This is a genomic window from Georgenia satyanarayanai, assembly GCF_009193135.1.
GTDB lineage: Bacteria > Actinomycetota > Actinomycetes > Actinomycetales > Actinomycetaceae > Oceanitalea > Oceanitalea satyanarayanai.
The window spans coordinates 114,852-133,782 of sequence record NZ_VUKC01000003.1 but is presented as its reverse complement, the minus strand read 5'-3'; the positions used below and the strand labels follow the sequence as shown (position 1 = coordinate 133,782).

Genomic DNA, 18,931 nt, shown 5'->3' with positions numbered 1-18,931 from the left:
CCCCCGTGCTGCGCATCGCCGTCCCGAACAAGGGATCCCTGTCCGAGCCCGCCACCCAGATGCTCGCCGAGGCCGGCTACCGCCGCCGCCGTGACCGCGAGCTCGTCCTGCCCGACCCCGCCAACGGGGTCGAGTTCTTCTTCTTGCGTCCCCGCGACATCGCCGTGTACGTCGGCTCGGGCACCGTCGACGTCGGCATCACCGGCCGCGACCTGCTCCTCGACTCCGGCACCTCCGCCGTCGAGCACCGGTCCCTCGGCTTCGCCCGCTCGACCTTCCGCTTCGCGGCTCCCGCGGGCACGATCCGCTCCGTCGAGCAGCTCGCGGGGGCGCGGGTGGCGACGAGCTACGACGTCCTCGTCGGGGACTACCTCGCCGGGCGCGGCATCGAGGCGAGTGTCGTCCACCTCGACGGCGCCGTGGAGTCCTCGGTGCAGCTCGGCATCGCCGACGCCGTCGCGGACGTCGTGGAGACCGGGTCCACGTTGCGCGCCGCCGGCCTCGAGGTCTTCGGCGACCCGATCCTCCAGTCCGAGGCCGTGCTCATCCGCCCCGCGGACCGTCCCGCCGAGGCCGCCGTCGACGTCCTCGACCGCCGCCTCCAGGGCGTCCTCGTCGCGCGCCGCTACGTCCTCATGGACTACGACGTGCCGGTCGAGCACGTTGACAAGGCCGTCGCGGTGACTCCCGGCCTCGAGTCGCCCACCGTCTCCCCGCTGCACGACGGCAACTGGCGAGCGGTGCGGGCCATGGTGCTGCGCGAGGACGCCAACCGCGTCATGGACGAGCTGTACGAGGTCGGGGCGAGGGCCATCATCGTCACCACCATCCACGCCTCGCGGCTGTGAACCTGCCGGCCGAGCTGCTGCGTCCGTTCCGCCCCAGGGCGGCACGGTGGGTGGCCTCGGTCCTGCTCGCCCTCACCGTGCTCGGGCCGCCCGTGCTCTTCATGGTCATGGCCGCCAACGACCTCGACATGTCCGGCGCCGACGTCATCGGGATGGTCGCGACCGCCGTCGTCCTCGCGTGGTTGTGCTTCCGCCAGGCGGCGGTCCGTGCCGTGCCCGACGACGACGGGCTCACTGTCCGCAACTTCATCAAGGTCCGCCGGCTGGAGTGGGCCGAGGTCGTCGAGGTGCGCTTCGGCGTCAACAGCGCGTGGGCGCAGCTCGACCTCTCTGACGGCACGACGCTGCCAGTCATGGCGATCCAGGCGGCCGACGGCGGGTACGCCCGCCGCGAGGTCGGCCGCCTGGCCGCCCTGGTCCAGCTCCACGAGTCGGGAGAGCCCGGCTGACCACACCCCCCTCCCTGGCTCAATTGGTCAGTTGGGCGACGGGGGCACGCGCTTTCCCCGTCGCCGAGTCGACCAATTGCGGAGTTGGGGGGCGGAGGTGGGGGACGGGGTTAGGTTGTCTCCATGGCGGCGTGGGCGCCGGCGGCGGCCGAGGCGATGAAGGCGGCTGCGTCCTCGCCGAGGCCGCGGCCCATCGTCGAGAGCCGCACGGGGGAGGTCTCCAGCGCCTCGCGCAGCCCGGCGACCGGGACCTCGACGAGCCGGTGGCGACCGACCGGTTCGCACAGGGTGCGGGCCTGCTCGCGCACGCGGGCCCAGAGCTCCCCATCGGCCAGGGGGACGACGACGTCGGCCGGGCGCAGCGCCACCCGCCCGTAGGCGGTCATCGAGTGGTGGGAGACGCCGCGGTGCCGCTCGCGCGGGTCGGCCTCGGACACGCGCAGCGCCGCCACCGGCCGTCCGCCGAGCACCGCAGCCGCGTTGACCGCCTCCCCGGCCGCCACCCCCGAGAAGCCCCAGCGGGTCCCGGTCCCGAGGTTTCCCGGCCCCTGCGTGACGACGACGACGTCGGCACCCACCACGTGCCGCGCCGCGAGGAGTGCAGTGTGGACGTTGACGGCCTCGTGGTCGCCGCCGAACGCCTGCCCGGCAGTGATCGTCGCCGCGAGCCAGCCCGCCTCACGCAGCTGCGCGACCGAGCGGGAGAAGGCGAGCGGCAACGCCCCGCCGTCGGTCATGACGTAGGCGACCTTCCGCTCCCCGCCGGTCGCGCGCACGCCCGCGAGGACGGCGGGCAGCGCGGAGTGCAGGTCCGCGACGACGACGGCGAGCCCGCCGAGGTCGTCCGCGTCGCGCATCCGCTCGTGCCAGGGTGACTCCTGCTCGTCGACCCCGAGGACCATCGGCTGGAGCGGTGTGTACCGCGCCTTGACGACGTGGCCCGGGCCGGGAGGCGGGTCGGCGGGCAGGCGGTCGGGGAGCGCGACGACCATCGCGTAACCGCCCGTTCCCAGTCCGCGGACGAGTGCGGAGACGGTGAGGGTCACGCGGTCGCCGACCTCGGGCGCACCGACCAGCGCGGTGTACGCCAGCGCGCGGACGGAGGAGCGGTCGCCGGCCGGGCGGTCCAGGTCCACGTCGAGCTCGACGGCGCCGGCCCACGAGCCACGCACCGCCCTCACCACACCGTCACGCCAGGAGATCACCCCGTGCACGCTACCGCCGCGCACCCGTGGTCGCCGGGACCGCCGCGGAACAAGCCGGCTGTCGGCGACAAGTCGGCTGTCGGTGACAAGTCGGCTGTCGGTGACAAGTCGGCTGTCGGTGACAGGTCGGCTGTCGGTGACAGGTCGGCTGTCGGTGACAGGTCGGCTGTCGGTGACAGGTCGGCTGTCGGCGACAGGTCGGCTGTCGGCGGGTGAGGCGGCGGCCGGCGCGGCGCGTGGGCGGGGGAGCGGCCTCCAGCAAGTACGGTGGGCACCGTGACTCGCGTGGACCCGGCCGAGCGGCTGCTCGACCTCCTCATCGCGCTCCGGCACGCCCCGGGCCGCCTGACGAAGGCCGACATCCGCGCCTCGGTCAACGGCTACCACGACGCGGCGAACGACGTCGCCTTCGAGCGGATGTTCGAGCGCGACAAGGACCTCCTGCGCCAGCTCGGCGTGCCGATCGTCACCGACGTCGACCCCGTCCACGAGGACGCGGTCGGCTACCGCCTCGACACCGCCGGGTACTCGCTGCCCGAGGTCACCTTCACCGCCGCGGAGATCGGCGTGCTGTCCCTGGCCGCCACGGTGTGGCAGGACGCCCACCTCCACGGCTCGGCCCACCGCGGCCTCACCAAGCTCCGCGCCGTCGCCGCGGGCGCCGACCCCGACGCCCACATCGGCGTCGCCCTGCGCGTGCAGCCCGCCGAGACGGCCCTCGGCCCGCTCCTCGACGCGATCGGCGCCCGGCAGACCGTCTCCTTCACCTACCGCGCCGCCTCGACCGGCGAGGAGACCACGCGCCGCGTCCACCCCTGGCGCCTCGTCAGCCGCGACCGCGGCTGGTACCTCATCGGCCACGACGTCGACCGCGCCGCCCCACGCGTCTTCCGCCTCTCACGCGTCGTCGGCGCGGTCCGCACCACGGGGCCGACCGGTGCCTTCGACGTCCCCGAGCACGACGCCCAGGCCATCCTCGCCGGCAGCGGCGGGGCCCGCGCCGTCCTCGCGGTCCTGCCCGAGCGCGGTGCCGCCCTCCGGGCCCGCGCCGTCGAGGAGCGCGGTGAGCGGGACGGGCGCGACGTCGTCGTCGTCGAGACCGACGACGAGGTCTCCCTCGCGGCGGAGATCGCCGCCTACGGGCCTGCCGTCCTCGTCCTGGAGCCGCCCGCACTGCGCGAGGCGGTCGTCGCACGCCTGCGCGCCGTCGCCGCACTGGGGGAGGCCGTCCGTGGCTGAGACCACCGGGGAGCGCCTCACCCGGCTGCTCGCCCTCATCGCCTACCTCGGGGAGAACCCGGGCGTGCCAGTCGCCGACGTCGCGGCCCACTTCGCGGTGAGCGAGCGGCAGGTCCTCGCCGACGTCAACGTGCTGTGGGTGACCGGCACGCCCGGCTACCTGCCCGACGACCTCATCGACTTCGCCGCCGACGAGTACGACCGCCAGGTCCTCACCCTGACCAACCCGCGCGGCATGGACCGCCCGCTGCGGCTCGGGGCCCACGAGGCCCTGGCGCTGCTCGTCGCGCTGCGTCCCCTGGAGGCGTTGAGCGCCGACGGCGGCATCGACGACGACGTGCTCCGCAGCACCACCGCCAAGCTCACGGCCGCCGCGGGCGAGGCCGCCCGCGCGGCCCAGGCCGTCGACGTGCACGTGAGCGACGCGACCGCGGCCCTCGCCCCCGTCCGGCAGGCTCTCGCCGCCGGCCGCCGGCTCCACCTGCGCTACGTGTCGGCGGCCGACGTCGTCACCGAGCGTGACGTCGACCCCCTCGAGCTCGTCTGGGACGGGAGCCGCTGGTACCTGCGCGCCTGGTGCCACCGCGTGGACGGGCTGCGTCACTTCCGCCTCGACCGCGTGCTGGCCGCGGAGGTCCTCGGGACCGCCGCCGTCCACCCACCGGAGGCGACCGGCCGCAGCACCGAGCCCGAGCTCGACGACGACGACCTCCTCGCCGAGCTCGAGCTCGCCCCCCGGGCACGGTGGCTGGCCGAGCGGGTGCCCGTCGTCGATCACGAGGACCTGCCCGACGGCGGGATGCGGGTGCGCCTGCGGGTGGCGGACCCGGCGTGGCTGGCGAACGTCGTCCTCGGGCTCGGCGCCGACGTGCGCGCCGTCGCCCCTCCGGAGCTCGCCACGGCCGTCGCGCGCCACGCCGCGGACGCCCTGGCCGCCTACGACGACATATCCTCGGGCCCATGACCTGGTGGCTGTGGCTCCTCCTCGTGCTCGCGGCACTGGCCCTGTACGCCGTCATCGGCCTGGGCCTGTGGCGACGCGTCAAGGTGCTGCTCGCCGAGCTGCGCGGCCTCGAGCAGCTGAGCGAGCGGCTCGCGGCCGTGACGGGCGCCGAGCCGCCCGCGCCGATCGTGCCGTCCTACCTCGCGCCTCCCGCCGAGGTCGCCGAGGCCCGCCACCTGCGGCAGGACAACCTGCGCGCCCGGCGTGAGCGACGCGCCGCCCGCGCCGCGCAGGCCATGGCCCGGTGGCGCCGGGTCGGGCTGCGCTGAGCCCGCGGCGTAGACTCGAGATCCACGGACCCGACGCGAAGGCACGTCATGCGACCCCCATCCATGCTTCAGATCCTCATCATCGTCCTCATCATCGTGGTGCTCTTCGGTGCGAAGCGGCTCCCCGACGTGGCGAGCAGCATCGGCAAGTCCCTCAAGATCTTCAAGAAGGAGGTCACGGAGCTGCGTGAGGACGACACCACGCCGCCCTCCGGCCCCGTCTCCGGTGGCCCGACCTCGCCGAGCACCACGCCCAACCCGACGACCGCCCCGCCGTCCGCGGACGACCACGGCACCACACCACCGGGCGGGGCCGGCCGCTAGCACGTACCGCAGGACGAGGACTCCGTGGCGTTGAGGACGGGGCGCGCCCGCAACCCCGAGGGCCGCATGCGGCTCATCGAGCATCTGCGCGAGCTGCGTCGCCGCGTGCTGCTCGCCCTGGCGGGGATCGCCGTCATGGCCGTCGTGGGCTGGTTCCTCTACGAACCGGTCTTCGACGCCATCCAGGCCCCCGTCCGCGCCGTCGACGACGCCGGCCTCAACGCGGCGCTCACCTTCACCACCCCCGCGGCCGCCTTCGACATGAAGATCCGGGTGTCGCTGTGGCTGGCGACCTTCCTCGCCAGCCCGTGGTGGCTCTACCAGGTGTGGGCCTACATCGCTCCCGGCCTCACCCGCAGCGAGAAGCGCCGCAGTCTCCTGTTCGTGGTCGCGGGGGTGCCGCTCTTCCTCGGCGGCGCCGCGCTCGCCTGGCTGGTGCTGCCCAACGCGATCAAGGTGCTCACCCAGTTCACCCCCGAGGGCGCGCTCAACTACATGCCCGCGACGGACTACGTCCGCTTCGTCATGCGGGTGGTCCTCGCCTTCGCCATCGCCTTCCTCGTCCCGCTCGTCATGGTGCTCCTCAACGCGGTCGGGCTCGTGTCGGCCCGCGCGCTGCTCGCGGGGTGGCGCTGGGCGGTCCTTCTCGTCTTCGTCTTCGCCGGCATCGCCAGCCCGACCCCGGACCCGTGGACGATGATCGCGCTGGCCGTGCCCATGTGCGCCCTCTACTTCGGGGCCGTCGGCATCGCCGCGCTCCACGACCGCCGGGCCGCCCGCCGCCAGGCCGCACACGAGGCCGACCTCCTCGAGCCGGACTCGTGAGCCGCCGGGTCGGCGTCGTGGCCAACCCCACGGCGGGGCGTGGCCGGGCCGCCAGGTCCCGGGGCGAGGTCCTCGCCGGGCTGGCCGAGGGCGGTCACGAGACGGTCGACCTCACCGGACGGGACTACGCCGACGCCCTCTCCCGGGCCCGCGCCGCCCTCGCCGAGGGCCTGGACGCCGTCGTCGTCGTGGGCGGGGACGGCATGGTGCACCTCGGAGCGAACGTCCTCGCCGGGACGGGCGTGCCGCTCGGGATCGTCGCCGTCGGCAGCGGCAACGACATCGCCGGGGCCCTCGCCCTGCCCGTCCACGACATCCCCGCCTCGCTCGTCGTCCTGCGCGACGCCCTCACCGCTCCCGACGGCGTGCGGCAGGTGGACGCCGTCGCCGTCAGCACCCCGGGGGAGCCGACGAGCCGCTGGTACGTGAGCTCACTGTGCGCGGGTCTCGACGCCGCCGTCGCCCACCACGCCTCGCGCCTGCGCTGGCCCCGGGACGGGGGGCGCTACGTCCGGGCGATCTTCGCCGAGCTCTCCGCCTTCCGGCCGTACGGGTTCCGGATCACCGCCGACGGCCACACGTGGGAGCAGGACGCCACGCTCGTCACCGTCTCCAACACCCCGCTGTTCGGTGGCGGGATGCGGGTGGCGCCCGGTGCCGTGCCGGACGACGGCCTGCTCGACCTCGTCACGGCGCGCGGCCTGTCGCGTGCCGCCGTCGTGCGGCTCTTCCCGCTCCTGTTCTCCGGGCGCCACGTCGACCACCCGGCGGTCCGCGTGCGGCGGGCGCGGAGCGTGCGCATCGAGCCGCTCACCGCGCTGGGCGCCAACCCGCCCGTGGCGATCGTCGACGGCGAGCCCCTCGAGGCGCTGCCCCTCCAGTGCGACGTCCACCCGCGTGCACTGTCGGTGCTGGCGCCTAGAGTCGAGGAGTGAGCCCACGACGCAAGCGCCGCCCCGAGACCGCGGTCGAGGAGGCGGACCACTCCACCGAGCCGAGCCCCGCCGAGCGCTACGCCGCCGCCCGCCGGCGTGCCCGTGCCGAGCGCAGCGAGCTCGCCGTGTTCGCCGCCGGCATCGGCTTCCAGCTCGACGACTTCCAGCGGGAGGCCTGCGAGCAGCTCGAGGAGGGCCGCAGCGTGCTCGTCGCGGCACCGACGGGGGCGGGCAAGACGGTCGTCGGGGAGTTCGCCGTCCACCTCGGGCTGCGCACGGGCCGCAAGACCTTCTACACCACGCCCATCAAGGCGCTGAGCAACCAGAAGTACCTCGACCTCGTCGCTGCGCACGGGGAGAGCCGGGTCGGCCTGCTCACCGGTGACACGACGATCAACGGGGAGGCCGACGTCGTCGTCATGACGACCGAGGTGCTGCGCAACATGCTCTACGCGGGCTCGCCCACCCTGGCGGACCTCGGCTACGTCGTCATGGACGAGGTCCACTACCTCGCCGACCGCTTCCGCGGCCCGGTGTGGGAGGAGGTCATCCTCCACCTCGCCGACGACGTCCTCCTCGTGTCGCTGTCGGCCACCGTCTCGAACGCCGAGGAGTTCGGCGACTGGCTCACGATGGTGCGCGGGGACACCGCCGTCGTCGTCTCCGAGCACCGGCCCGTCCCGCTGTGGCAGCACGTCATGGTCCGGGACCAGGTGCTCGACCTGTACAGCGCCCGCGTCGACCCCACCGACCCCGGGCCGAACCCGCCGATCAACCCCGACCTCGCCGAGGCGGTGCGCCGCGCCGCCCGCACCGGCTCCGCCCCGCCCGGGCGGCGGCGCGACGCACGCGGGGGCAGGGCCCGCCCGCCCGCCCGGGTCGGCCACGTGCGCCCCGCCCCTCGCCCGGTCGTCGTCGAGCGGCTCGACGAGGCAGGGTTGCTGCCCGCCATCGTCTTCGTCTTCTCCCGCGCGGGCTGCGAGGCCGCGGTGGAGCAGACGCTGCGCTCGCGCGTGCGGCTGACGAACGCCGCCGAGGCCCGCGCCATCGCCCAGGTCATCGAGGAGCGCTGCGCGGCGCTGCCGCCGGAGGACCTCGCGGTCGTCGGCTACCACGCGTGGTCGCAGGCGCTGCAGCGGGGCGTGGCCGCCCACCACGCCGGGCTGCTGCCGGTGTTCAAGGAGACGGTCGAGGCGCTGTTCACCGCGGGGCTCGTCAAGGTCGTGTACGCGACCGAGACGCTCGCGCTCGGCATCAACATGCCGGCGCGCTCGGTCGTCCTCGAGCGCCTGGACAAGTGGAACGGCACCGCCCACGCCGCGCTCACGCCGGGGGAGTACACCCAGCTCACCGGTCGCGCCGGGCGCCGCGGCATCGACGTCGAGGGCCACGCCATCGTCCTCTACGGCGAGGACGTCGACCCCTCCGCCCTGGCCGGCCTCGCCTCGCGCCGCACCTACCCGCTGCGCTCGAGCTTCCACCCCACGTACAACATGGCCGTCAACCTCCTCGGGACGCTCGCCTACCCGCAGGCGCGGGAGACGCTCGAGAGCTCCTTCGCCCAGTTCCAGGCCGACCGCGGCGTCGTCGGGCTGGCCCGCCAGGCGCGGCGCAACGAGGAGGCCCTGGCCGGGTACGCCACCGCGATGACGTGCCACCTCGGCGACTTCACCGAGTACGCACGCCTGCGCCGGCAGATCGGCGAGCTCGAGAAGGACCGCTCCCGCGAGCGGTCGCGGGCGGCGCAGCGCGCCGTGCACGCCTCCCTCGCGGCCGTGCGGCGCGGCGACGTCCTCGAGTACCGGCGCGGGCGGCGCACCCTGTGGGCGCTCGTCCTCGACGTCGACGCCGACCGCCTCGACTCCCCGGTGCTCCGGGTGCTCACCCCCGAGCCGCGCGTGCGCACGCTGACGAGCACCGAGCTGCCCCACGGGGCGACCGCCGTGGCCACCGTCCCCGTCCCCAAGCACGCGAACCTGCGCGACGCGGGCCAGCGCCGCGACCTCGCCGCGCGGCTGCGCAGCGCCGTCCAGGCCGCGCCGCCCGCCGCCCCCGCCTCCGCCGCCGGCCAGGCCGGCGCGGACATCGGGCAGGAGATCGACGAGCTGCGCCGCCGGCTGCGCGCCCACCCGTGCCACGCGTGCTCGGACCGGGAGGAGCACGCCCGCTGGGCGGGTCGCTGGGCCACCCTGGACGCCGAGCACCAGCGCCTGCTCCAGCGCATCGAGACCCGCACCTCCTCCATCGCCCGCGACTTCGACAAGGTCTGCGCCCTGCTCACCGAGCTCGGCTACCTCGAGCCCGGCGCTGACGGCGGGCTGGCGGTCACCGACAACGGCCGCTGGCTCGCGCGCCTGTACGCGGAGAAGGACCTCGTGCTGGCCGAGTGCCTGCGGCGCGGCCTGTGGCAGGGCCTGGACGCCGCCCAGCTCGCCGCCGTCGTGTCCACCGTCGTCTACAGCGCCCGCAACGACGCCCTCAGCGCGCCAACCGGCGCCGGCGGTGGGGCGCTGGGCGACGCCGTGCGCCAGACCGTGCGGGTGTCGGACGAGCTCGCCGAGCGGGAGTCCCAGCACGGCGTGCCGTCCTCCGAGCCCGTCGACGCCGGGATCGTGTCCATCGTCCACGCGTGGGCCAAGGGCGCGCCGCTCGACACGGTGCTGGACGGGACGGAGATCGGCGCGGGGGACTTCGTGCGCTGGTGCAAGCAGATCCTCGACGTCCTCGACCAGCTCGCCACGGCCGCACCGGACGCCGAGGGCCGTCGGACCGCCCGACGCGCCATCGAGCTCGTCCGCCGCGGCGTCGTCGCCTGGTCCAGCGTCTGAGACGAGCCGTGACGGTGGCGCCGGACCGCCGTGAGACTTCCCACGACACGCCGCGACACGCCGGTCACGGGGAGATCACGGAGGCTGCCGAGCACCGGTGCTGACCTGCGTGCATGCCGCTGACCTGCACGTTCGCGGGCTTGATGACGCGGACGCTGGGCGCTAGTTTCGTCTCTCGTACCGCCCGCCCGCACCGGTGGCCACCGCGCCGACCGGGACGAGCGCCGCGGCGGACAGTGGCCAGGCCCGCGTGTTCAGTAGATAACGACAGCTGCCCCCGGCAGCGTCGGTCCGAAGGACACGCGGGTCGGTCACGTCCGCCCCTCCCAGCTCCCCGACGCCGGGGTCGGGACCGGTCTCGCGGGCACCTATCCTTGTCTGGTGCCCCTGCCTTCCCGTCGTGTCGCCGTGCTCCTCAGCGTTCTCGGGGCCCTGGCGACGGACGCGGCCTTCCCGGGGCGTTCCTGGTGGCCGCTGGCCCCGGTCGGGGTGGCGCTGCTCCTCCTCGCGCTGCGGGGCGCCACGGTGCCGCGCGCCCTCGTCTACGGCTGGGTCTGGGGAGCGGTGTTCTTCCTCATCCACCTGTGGTGGGCCGAGGAGGCCGCCGGCGCGGTGCCCTGGGTGCTGCTCGGGGTCGCCGAGGCGCTCTTCGTCGCCGTCTTCGCCGCCGGGTGGGTGCTCGCGGCCCGCTGGGGGCCGGTGGCCCGTCACCCGGCGCTCGGGGTCGTCGTCGTCGCGTGCCTGTGGGTCGCGACCGAGGCGGCCCGCGGGCTCGTGCCGTTCGGGGGCATGCCGTGGGGCAAGCTCGCCTTCTCCCAGACCAACGGCCCGCTGCTGCGCCTGGCATCGCTCGGAGGTGAGCCCCTCGTCTCCGGCACCGTCGTCGTGCTCGGTGCGCTGCTCGCGCTGGCCCTGAGCCACCTGCGCCGCGCGCGAGTGGGACGGGCCAGCGGGGCGCTCGTCGTGGCCGCCGCGATCGTCGCCGTCGGCCTCGTCATCCCCGTCGACACGCGCGCCGAGAGCGGCACGCTGCGCGTCGGCGCGGTCCAGGGCAACGTCCCCGGCCCGGGGCTCGACGCCTTCGCCGTGCGCCGCGACGTCCTCGAACGGCACGTGACCGGCACCGAGGCGCTGCTCGAGCAGGTGGAGCCCGGGGCGCTGGACATCGTCCTGTGGCCCGAGAACTCCACCGACATCGACCCGCGCACTGACGCCGAGGCCGGCCGGCTCGTCGACCGCGCCGCCGCGGCCGTGGACGCGCCGATCCTCGTCGGTGGGCAGCGCTACGGGGAGGACTACCGGTACAACGAGGCGATCCTGTGGCAGCCCGGCGAGGGCCAGGTGGACGTCTACGCCAAGCAGCACCCCGCCCCGTTCGCGGAGTACATCCCGTTGCGCGACATCGCGCGGAAGGTGACCGACGCCGTCGACCTCGTGTCCATCGACATGCTCCCCGGCGAGGAGGTCGGGACCATCGCGCTCGACAGCCCGCGCCTGGATCGGGTGGTCGACCTCGCCGTCGGGATCTGCTTCGAGGTCGCCTACGCCGGACTCATGCGCGAGGCGGTCCTGGCCGGTGGCGAGCTCATCGTGGTCCCGACGAACAACGCCTCCTTCGGGTACACCCAGGAGTCCACCCAGCAGCTGGCGATGTCGGTCTTCCGTGCCGTGGAGCACGGCCGGTCGACCGTGCAGATCTCCACCGTCGGCGTCAGCGGGATCATCGCGCCCAACGGTGTCGTCACGCAGTCCTCGGGGCTGTTCACCGCTGACCGCTTCGTGGCGGACCTCCCGCTGCGCACCTCCCTGACGGTCGCCGACCGGCTCGGGGTGTGGCCCACGCTCGTGGCGGCCGCCGTCGCGGCCGTGGCAGCTGCGGCAGGCGCCGTCACCACCGTCCGCCAGCGTTCGCGCCGATCGAGGGGGGCCGCGTGAGGACCCTGGTCGTCATCCCGACCTACAACGAGCGTGAGTCGCTCCCCGGCGTGCTGGAGCGCACCCGGCGGGCCGTCCCGGACGCCGACATCCTCGTCGCCGACGACAACAGCCCCGACGGCACCGGCGCCGTCGCCGACGCCGCGGCCGCCCACGACGACCACGTCCACGTGCTGCACCGGCCGGGCAAGCAGGGCCTGGGACGTGCCTACGTCGCGGGCTTCCAGTGGGCGCTCGAGAGGGGGTACGACCTCGTCGTCGAGATGGACGCCGACGGCTCACACCGCCCCGAGCAGCTGCCCGACCTCCTCGCGCGCGTGCAGCGGTCGGACGTACCTGCGCTCGTCATCGGCTCGCGGTGGGTGCCCGGGGGAGCCGTCGTCAACTGGCCGCGCCACCGCGAGCTCCTCTCGCGGGGCGCCAACACCTACGTGCGGCTCGCCCTCGGCCTGCCGGTGCGGGACGCGACCGCGGGTTTCCGGGTCTTCCGCGCCGAGGTGCTCGCGGCGCTGCCGCTGGAGGAGATCGAGTCCCAGGGCTACTGCTTCCAGGTCGACATGACGTGGCGGGTGCACCGGGCCGGTGGGCGTGTCGCCGAGGTGCCGATCAGCTTCGTCGAGCGGGCCGAGGGCGTGTCGAAGATGAGCCGGGCGATCATCACCGAGGCGCTGGTCCGCACGACAGTGTGGGGCCTGTCCCACCGGGCCCGGCAGCTTGCCGCGCTCGTGCGCCGGCGCTGACGCCCCAGGGGTGCGAGAAGGCCCGCAGACCGTGTCTGCGGGCCTTCTCGGTGCTGGGGTGCGTCAGGCGCTTCGCCGCCGCAGCTGGCCGCTGCGGAGCAGCTCCAGCCGCTCGGTGAGCAGCTCCTCGAGCTCGGGGATGGTGCGACGCTCGAGCAGCATGTCCCAGTGGGTACGCGGCTTCTTGACCGGCTTGGTGGGCTCGGGGCGGGTGGCGTCACGCAGGAGCGCCTCCTCACCGCAGCGGCACTCCCACAGCGCCGGCATCTCCGCGTCGGCTGCGAAGGGCAGGACGATGGTGTGACCGTTGGGACACTCGTAGTGCGCCTCGGTGCGGTCCGCGTATTGGACGCCGACCTCGCTCTCCAGGCTCTTCGCGCCGATCCCGACTCCGCGCAGTGATCGATCTGCCATGACGCGTCTCCTCTCGGGCGCGTTGCGAGACGCGCCGGTGTGAAAGCTTCTACTGGGCCCAACGAACGATGGTGTCGAGTTGTTCCACGATCGTGGTGAACGTCCTGTGAAGGTCCCGCAGACCTTCGCCGGGTATGGTCCCGGTGTGACCGAGATGACGTACCGCCAGCTGGGTTCCAGCGGCCTTGTCGTGTCCGCTGTCGGCCTGGGGTGCAACAGTTTCGGAGCGACCCTACCGCCGGACGAGGTTCCGCGCGTGGTGAGTGCCGCGGTTGAGGCCGGTATCACCCTCTTCGACACCGCCGACGTGTACGGCGGTGACCCTGGCCAGGGGGAGGAGCTCCTCGGCGCCGCGCTGGAGGGCCGTCGCGACGACGTCGTCGTCGCGACGAAGTTCGGGATGGACACGCGGGGCCTCAACGGCGACGACTACGGCGTGCGCGGGTCGCGCCGCTACATCCGCCGCGCCGTCGAGGGCTCGCTGCGCCGCCTGCGGACCGATCACATCGACCTCTACCAGCTCCACCGCCTCGACCCGGTCACCCCGATGGAGGAGACCCTCGGCACGCTGGACGAGCTCGTGCGGGAGGGCAAGATCCTCTACACCGGCTGCTCACAGGTGACCGGCTGGGAGCTCGTCGACGCCGACTGGACGGCGCGGACGGCCGGGCTGGCCCCGTTCGTCTCCGTGCAGAACGAGTACTCGCTGCTCTCCCGCGGGATCGAGGCCGAGGTCATCCCGGCGGCCGCGCACGTGGGTGCGGGCATCCTCCCGTACTGGCCGCTCGCCTCCGGCCTCCTCACCGGCAAGTACCGTCGCGGTGAGCCGGCGCCCGGGGGCAGCCGCTTGGAGAAGCGCCCGGAACGGCTGGAGAACGCCGACTTCGACCGCATCGAGGCGCTCCAGACCGTGGCCGAGCAGGCCGGCGTCTCGCTCCTCACCCTCGCCATGGGCGGCCTGTCCGCCCAGCCCGGCGTCGCGAGCGTCATCGCCGGCGCTCGCACTCCCGAGCAGGTCGCGCAGAACGTCGCCGCCGGCCTGTGGGAGCCCGACGCCGACACGCTCCTCGCGATCGACGAGGCGGCCCCCGGCCCCGCCGCAGCCTGAGACGACCGGGCGCGCGGCTCATCGCGGCACTGCCGACTGCAGCAGCCGAGCCCGGTGTGCCCCGACGGCGACCACCGCACGCACCGGGAGCGAGCCGGCGTGAGCAGCGTCCACGACGGCGGCGCACCATCGGGCCTCGCGGGCGCCCCGGTCACCGCCGCCCGGGGTGGCGAGGGCGACGAGGACGGAGCCCCGCGGAACCGCCTGCTCGATCAGGCTGCTCATCCGCGTGAGCACGGTGAGCACCTCGCCCGGCGCGGGACTGTCGGCGAGCCCCTCGAGCTCGACGACCAGACCCGTGGACCAGCTGTGCTCGTCGAGGACGATGAGCCACATCGACAGCCCGTCGCCGCGCGCTGCCGCGCGGACCGCGCCCGCCGCGCAGGCGACGGCGTCGGCGTCGCCGAGGACGAGCCGTCCGGCGTGCATCCAGCGCTCGTCCTCGGGTCCGCCGTCGTGCTGGGCGGAAGCCCACGTCTCCGGTGCCAGGGTCTCGTCGGGAGTCATGGGCCAGACGCTTCCAGGCGGCGGCGTCCTCCGGCCCCGCTCATCGGTGGAGCTGGGGACCGGCCGGCGCGGTACTCGCCCTGTGGAGCAGCTGCGACCGCTCCACAGGGGCGCCCGGAGCGCCGCTCTCCACCGCAGGCCGCCCGAGGAGCCGGCCATGTCGCCCTCGCGTCCCATCCTGAGGACGGAGAGGAGTGCGACATGACCAGTGACCACCAGGTGGGGCACAACGCCGTCAGTCTCGTCGGCCGGGTGAGCGGGGAGGTCGAGGAGCGTGAGCTGCCCAGCGGTGACCGGCTGACGACCTTCCGGCTCGTCGTCCCGCGGCCGGACGCCGGCGAGGGGCGTGCCCGCGTCGACACCATCGACATCTCCTGCTGGAGCGGGCGCACCCGCCGGGTGGCCGGCCGGGTGGGGGAGGGGAGCGTCGTCGCGGTCGAGGGGGCGCTGCGGCGCCGGTTCTTCGCCACCGGGGTCGGCCGTGCCTCCCGCTACGAGGTGGAGGCCCAGCGCCTACGGCGGCTCCCCGGCCCGTAGCACGGCCGCCACCGGCCGGGGCGGACGGGGCCTAGGCAGGTTCCTCCGGACGTGGCACGATCGGCGCCGTGGACACCGCCGCGGAGCAGCGACTGCACGATCTCGCGCTCCTGCGTCGTGTCCGCGACCGGATCGACCGGGAGTACGCGCAGCCGCTGGACGTCGCGGCCCTGGCCCGAGGCGTGCACATGTCCGCCGGGCACCTGAGCCGCGAGTTCCGCCGCGCGTACGGGGAGCCGCCGTACTCCTACCTCATGACCCGCCGGGTCGAGCGCGCGATGACGCTGCTGCGCCGCGGCGAGCTGACCGTCACCGAGGTGTGCTTCGCCGTCGGCTTCTCCTCCCTGGGGACCTTCAGCACCCGCTTCCGCGAGCTCGTCGGGGTCCCGCCCAGCGTGTACCGGGAACGTGCCTCGGACCTCCCTGCGGGCATCCCGCCCTGCGTCTCCAGACGGGTGACCAGACCGGTCAGGAATCGAGAAGCCCGCGTCGCCGCCCTGCCCCTAGCGTGACGGCCATGGACATCACCATTCACGCCAGCTTCCTGCCCACCACCGATCCGGAGGTCTCCCTGGCCTTCTACCGGGACGCCCTAGGCTTCGAGGTCCGTCAGGACGTCGGCCAGGGCACCATGCGCTGGATCACCATCGGTGCGCCCAGCCAGCCCGGCACCTCGATCGTCCTCTACCCGCCGACGGCGGACCCCGGTATCACCGACGACGAGCAGCGGACCATCGCCGAGATGATGGCCAAGGGCACCTTCGCCAGCATCCTCCTCGCCACGCCGGACCTCGACGCCGCCTTCGAGCGCGTCCAGGCCACCGACGCCGAGGTCATGCAGGAGCCCACCGACCAGGACTGGGGGGTGCGCGACTGCGCCTTCCGCGACCCGGCGGGAAACACCGTCCGCCTCCAGCAGAGCTGACCGACCCCCGAACGGAGAACCCGGATGACGACGACGGAGACCTCGACCACCCGCGTGGAGCAGGCAGACACCCACGACCTCATCCGGGTGCGCGGCGCCCGCGAGAACAACCTCCGGGACGTCGACGTCGACATCCCCAAGCGCCGCCTCACGGTCTTCACCGGGGTCTCCGGCTCGGGCAAGAGCTCCCTCGTGTTCGACACCGTCGCCGCGGAGTCGCGCCGACTCATCAATGAGACCTACAGCACCTTCCTCCAGGCCTTCATGCCCACCCAGGCGCGGCCCGACGTCGACGTCCTCGAGGGCCTGACGACGGCGATCATCGTCGACCAGGAGCGGCTCGGCGCCAACCCGCGCTCCACGGTCGGGACGGTCACCGACGCCAACGCGTTCCTCCGCATGCTCTTCAGCCGGCTCGGGGAACCGCACGTCGGGTCCCCGAACGCCTACTCCTTCAACGTCCCGTCGGTCACCTCGCAGGGCGCGATCTCGGTGGGCGGGAAGAAGGCGGTCAAGGCGACCTTCAACCAGCTCGGCGGAATGTGCCCACGCTGCGAGGGGCGCGGCTCCGTCACCGACATCGATCTCGCCCAGCTCTACGACGAGTCGAAGTCCCTCGCCGACGGCGCGATCACCGTGCCCGGGTACGTCGCCGACGGCTGGTACGTCAAGCTCTTCATGGAGTCCGGCTTCCTCAAGCCGGACAAGCCGATCCGCGACTACACCAAGCGCGAGCTCCACGACTTCCTCTACAAGGAGCCGGTCAAGGTCCCCGTCGGCGGGGCGAACATGACCTACGAGGGCCTGGTCCCCAAGATCAAGAAGTCGATGCTCGCCAAGGACCGTGACGCGATGCAGCCGCACATCCGCGCCTTCGTCGACCGCGCCGTCGTCTACCAGACCTGCCCCGACTGCGAGGGCACGCGCCTGGCACCGCACGCCCGGGAGTCGACGATCCGCGGGACGAGCATCGCCGACGCCTGCGCGATGCAGATCAGCGACCTCGCCGAGTGGGTGCGCGGGCTGGACGAGCCGTCCCTCGGCCCGCTGCTCGACAGCCTGCGCCACCTGCTCGACTCCTTCGTCGGGATCGGGCTCGGCTACCTCTCCCTCGAGCGACCGTCGGGCACCCTCTCTGGCGGCGAGGCCCAGCGCGTCAAGATGATCCGCCATCTCGGCTCCTCGCTCACCGACGTCACCTACGTCTTCGACGAGCCCACGGTGGGCCTGCACCCGCACGACATCGAGCGGATGAACGCGCTGCTCGTCCAGCTGCGGGACAAGGGCAACACCGTCCTCGTCGTCGAGCACAAGCCCGAGACGATCGCCATCGCCGACCACGTCGTCGACCTCGGCCCGGGAGCGGGGACCGGCGGCGGGGAGATCGTCTACGAGGGCACGCTCGAGGGGCTGCGGGGGAGCGGTACGCTCACCGGCCGCCACCTCGACGACCGCGTCTCCCTCAAGGAGCCGGCGCGGGAGCGCAACGGCGTCCTCGAGATCCGTGGTGCGCGGCAGAACAACCTCAAGGACGTCGACGTCGACGTCCCCACCGGGGTCCTCACCGTCGTCACCGGCGTGGCCGGGTCGGGCAAGAGCTCGCTCATCCACGGCAACCTCGGCGGGCGCGAGGGAGTCATCGTCGTGGACCAGGGCCAGATCAAGGGCTCGCGCCGCTCGAACCCGGCCACCTACACGGGGCTCCTCGAACCGGTCCGCAAGGCCTTCGCCAAGGCGAACGGCGTCAAGCCGGCGCTGTTCAGCGCGAACTCCGAGGGTGCCTGCCCCGTGTGCAACGGCGCCGGGGTGATCTTCACCGAGCTCGGGTTCATGGACACCGTGACCACGACCTGCGAGGAGTGCGAGGGCCGGCGCTTCCAGGCCGCGGTCCTGGAGTACACCCTGGGTGGGCGCAACATCGCCGAGATTCTCGAGATGCCCGTCGCCGAGGCTGAGGCGTTCTTCGCCGACGGCGAGGCCCGGACCCCCGCCGCGCACGCCGTGCTGTCCCGCCTTGCCGACGTCGGCCTCGGGTACCTCACGCTCGGCCAGCCGCTCACCACCCTCTCCGGCGGCGAGCGTCAGCGGCTCAAGCTCGCCGTCCACATGGGCGAGAAGGGCGGTGTCTTCGTCCTGGACGAGCCGACCACGGGCCTCCACCTCGCCGACGTCCAGCAGCTTCTCGCCCTTCTCGACCGTCTCGTCGACGCCGGGCGCACCGTCATCGTCATCGAGCACCACCAGGCCGTGATGGCCCACGCCGACTGGGTCATCGACCTCGGCCCGGGCGCCGGGCACGACGGCGGGCGTGTCGTCTTCGAGGGCACGCCCGCCGACCTCGTCGCGAAGCGAGGCACCCTCACCGGCGAGCACCTCGCCGCGTACGTCGGCGCCTGACGGGTAGTGTCCGTGTGGTGCTCGGCGGGGCCGGGGCTGCCGAAGGCTGACGGCAGGGGCTGGTCGGCGGTACGGTGCTCAGCGGGGGGTCGATGACGACGACGTGCACGGAGGCTCCATCGTGGCAAGGCCCGCTCCCAGTCCAGCTGTCACCCCCGCCGCCACGCGGGACGTGCTGACCTGGCTCATGCTCGTGTTCGCCGTACCGGTCCCGGTCGGCGTGGTGCTCGCGTTCCTCCCGCAGCTCCGGGAGATCGGGGAGGTCTCCCACTGGCCGTGGGACTCGTACGGGTTCTTCGGCTGGTGGCTCGTCCCGCTCAGCCTCGCCGTGGCCGCCCTGCTCGGTGCGGCCCGGCCGGGGGGCGCGCGGAGCCGCGCGGTCCGGGTGCTCGGCGCGGTCGCGGTACTCACGATGCTGGCGCTCTTCGTCAACCCCTGAGCCG

General features: G+C 73.8%; 20 protein-coding genes. 17 read left to right on the top strand and 3 right to left on the bottom strand.

Annotated features, from left to right (window positions below):
- Window positions 1–5 precede the first annotated feature (5 nt).
- Complete coding sequence (gene hisG / locus GD632_RS05515; protein WP_152189634.1) at window positions 6–848, top strand: ATP phosphoribosyltransferase; 843 nt, start codon at window positions 6–8, stop codon at window positions 846–848.
- Window positions 845–1,297, top strand: coding sequence for a PH domain-containing protein (locus GD632_RS05510; protein WP_152189632.1), 453 nt, complete (start codon window positions 845–847; stop codon window positions 1,295–1,297). Before hisG ends, GD632_RS05510 begins: the two co-directional genes overlap by 4 nt.
- Before the next feature lie 110 nt (window positions 1,298–1,407).
- Here the strand turns inward: GD632_RS05510 and GD632_RS05505 are convergent, their stop codons facing one another.
- The gene (locus tag GD632_RS05505; protein ID WP_152189630.1) at window positions 1,408–2,502 is read right to left on the bottom strand and encodes a DUF3866 family protein; all 1,095 of its coding nucleotides are present in this window, start codon (window positions 2,500–2,502) and stop codon (window positions 1,408–1,410) included.
- 276 nt (window positions 2,503–2,778) lie between these two features.
- Here GD632_RS05505 and GD632_RS05500 point away from each other — a divergent pair, with 276 nt between their 5' ends.
- The 9 genes from GD632_RS05500 to GD632_RS05460 all read left to right on the top strand — a co-directional run bounded on the left by GD632_RS05500 (window position 2,779) and on the right by GD632_RS05460 (window position 12,600).
- On the top strand, window positions 2,779–3,741 hold the full coding sequence (locus GD632_RS05500) for a helix-turn-helix transcriptional regulator (RefSeq protein ID WP_226924638.1): 963 nt from the start codon (window positions 2,779–2,781) through the stop codon (window positions 3,739–3,741).
- Window positions 3,734–4,705, top strand: a complete 972-nt coding sequence (locus tag GD632_RS05495) for a helix-turn-helix transcriptional regulator (protein ID WP_152189628.1) — start codon at window positions 3,734–3,736, stop codon at window positions 4,703–4,705. Before GD632_RS05500 ends, GD632_RS05495 begins: the two co-directional genes overlap by 8 nt.
- Window positions 4,702–5,013: a hypothetical protein gene (locus tag GD632_RS05490; RefSeq protein ID WP_152189626.1), complete on the top strand. Its 312-nt coding sequence runs from the start codon at window positions 4,702–4,704 to the stop codon at window positions 5,011–5,013. Before GD632_RS05495 ends, GD632_RS05490 begins: the two co-directional genes overlap by 4 nt.
- 63 nt (window positions 5,014–5,076) lie before the next feature.
- Window positions 5,077–5,337, top strand: a complete 261-nt coding sequence (gene tatA, locus GD632_RS05485; protein WP_264371879.1) for a twin-arginine translocase TatA/TatE family subunit — start codon at window positions 5,077–5,079, stop codon at window positions 5,335–5,337.
- Between the two features lie 24 nt (window positions 5,338–5,361).
- A complete protein-coding gene (gene tatC, locus GD632_RS05480; protein WP_226924636.1) occupies window positions 5,362–6,162 on the top strand; it encodes a twin-arginine translocase subunit TatC in 801 nt (266 codons plus the stop codon).
- A complete protein-coding gene (locus GD632_RS05475; RefSeq protein ID WP_152189622.1) occupies window positions 6,159–7,097 on the top strand; it encodes a diacylglycerol/lipid kinase family protein in 939 nt (312 codons plus the stop codon). The genes tatC and GD632_RS05475 overlap by 4 nt, the downstream gene beginning before the upstream one ends.
- A complete protein-coding gene (locus tag GD632_RS05470) occupies window positions 7,094–9,925 on the top strand; it encodes a DEAD/DEAH box helicase (RefSeq protein WP_152189620.1) in 2,832 nt (943 codons plus the stop codon). The genes GD632_RS05475 and GD632_RS05470 overlap by 4 nt, the downstream gene beginning before the upstream one ends.
- Before the next feature lie 381 nt (window positions 9,926–10,306).
- The gene (gene lnt / locus GD632_RS05465) at window positions 10,307–11,860 is read left to right on the top strand and encodes an apolipoprotein N-acyltransferase (RefSeq protein WP_226924634.1); all 1,554 of its coding nucleotides are present in this window, start codon (window positions 10,307–10,309) and stop codon (window positions 11,858–11,860) included.
- On the top strand, window positions 11,857–12,600 hold the full coding sequence (locus tag GD632_RS05460; protein ID WP_152189616.1) for a polyprenol monophosphomannose synthase: 744 nt from the start codon (window positions 11,857–11,859) through the stop codon (window positions 12,598–12,600). Before lnt ends, GD632_RS05460 begins: the two co-directional genes overlap by 4 nt.
- Window positions 12,601–12,663: 63 nt before the next feature.
- Here GD632_RS05460 and GD632_RS05455 read toward each other — a convergent pair whose 3' ends face one another.
- Window positions 12,664–13,014: an RNA polymerase-binding protein RbpA gene (locus GD632_RS05455; RefSeq protein WP_152189614.1), complete on the bottom strand. Its 351-nt coding sequence runs from the start codon at window positions 13,012–13,014 to the stop codon at window positions 12,664–12,666.
- 154 nt (window positions 13,015–13,168) lie between these two features.
- Between GD632_RS05455 and GD632_RS05450 the strand changes: the two genes are divergently transcribed.
- Window positions 13,169–14,122 (top strand): aldo/keto reductase, encoded by a 954-nt coding sequence (locus GD632_RS05450; RefSeq protein ID WP_152190120.1) that lies wholly within the window; start codon window positions 13,169–13,171, stop codon window positions 14,120–14,122.
- A gap of 18 nt (window positions 14,123–14,140) precedes the next feature.
- On the opposite strand, the gene GD632_RS05445 is transcribed toward GD632_RS05450, so the two are convergent.
- Window positions 14,141–14,629 carry a hypothetical protein gene (locus tag GD632_RS05445; RefSeq protein WP_152189612.1) on the bottom strand — a complete coding sequence of 163 codons (489 nt, stop codon included), beginning with the start codon at window positions 14,627–14,629 and terminating at the stop codon, window positions 14,141–14,143.
- Between the two features lie 201 nt (window positions 14,630–14,830).
- Here GD632_RS05445 and GD632_RS05440 point away from each other — a divergent pair, with 201 nt between their 5' ends.
- From GD632_RS05440 to GD632_RS05420, 5 genes are all read left to right on the top strand, one after another.
- Entirely contained in the window at window positions 14,831–15,166 is a 336-nt protein-coding gene (locus GD632_RS05440; protein WP_152189608.1) for a single-stranded DNA-binding protein, read from the top strand.
- 68 nt (window positions 15,167–15,234) lie between these two features.
- Entirely contained in the window at window positions 15,235–15,678 is a 444-nt protein-coding gene (locus GD632_RS05435) for a helix-turn-helix transcriptional regulator (protein WP_152189605.1), read from the top strand.
- A gap of 5 nt (window positions 15,679–15,683) precedes the next feature.
- The gene (locus GD632_RS05430; RefSeq protein WP_152189603.1) at window positions 15,684–16,091 is read left to right on the top strand and encodes a VOC family protein; all 408 of its coding nucleotides are present in this window, start codon (window positions 15,684–15,686) and stop codon (window positions 16,089–16,091) included.
- Between the two features lie 24 nt (window positions 16,092–16,115).
- On the top strand, window positions 16,116–18,488 hold the full coding sequence (locus GD632_RS05425; RefSeq protein WP_152189601.1) for an ATP-binding cassette domain-containing protein: 2,373 nt from the start codon (window positions 16,116–16,118) through the stop codon (window positions 18,486–18,488).
- Between the two features lie 121 nt (window positions 18,489–18,609).
- Complete coding sequence (locus GD632_RS05420) at window positions 18,610–18,927, top strand: hypothetical protein (RefSeq protein ID WP_152189599.1); 318 nt, start codon at window positions 18,610–18,612, stop codon at window positions 18,925–18,927.
- Window positions 18,928–18,931: the final 4 nt, after the last annotated feature.

Excerpts from the sequence above, each read along its gene's own strand:
- GD632_RS05490 (WP_152189626.1), top strand. The coding sequence starts at position 4,702 with ATGACCTGGTGGCTGTGGCTCCTCCTCGTGCTCGCGGCACTGGCCCTG.
- tatA (WP_264371879.1), top strand. The coding sequence starts at position 5,077 with ATGCTTCAGATCCTCATCATCGTCCTCATCATCGTGGTGCTCTTCGGT.
- GD632_RS05455 (WP_152189614.1), bottom strand. The coding sequence starts at position 13,014 with ATGGCAGATCGATCACTGCGCGGAGTCGGGATCGGCGCGAAGAGCCTG.
- GD632_RS05450 (WP_152190120.1), top strand. The coding sequence starts at position 13,169 with ATGACGTACCGCCAGCTGGGTTCCAGCGGCCTTGTCGTGTCCGCTGTC.
- GD632_RS05445 (WP_152189612.1), bottom strand. The coding sequence starts at position 14,629 with ATGACTCCCGACGAGACCCTGGCACCGGAGACGTGGGCTTCCGCCCAG.
- GD632_RS05440 (WP_152189608.1), top strand. The coding sequence starts at position 14,831 with ATGACCAGTGACCACCAGGTGGGGCACAACGCCGTCAGTCTCGTCGGC.
- GD632_RS05430 (WP_152189603.1), top strand. The coding sequence starts at position 15,684 with ATGGACATCACCATTCACGCCAGCTTCCTGCCCACCACCGATCCGGAG.
- GD632_RS05425 (WP_152189601.1), top strand. The coding sequence starts at position 16,116 with ATGACGACGACGGAGACCTCGACCACCCGCGTGGAGCAGGCAGACACC.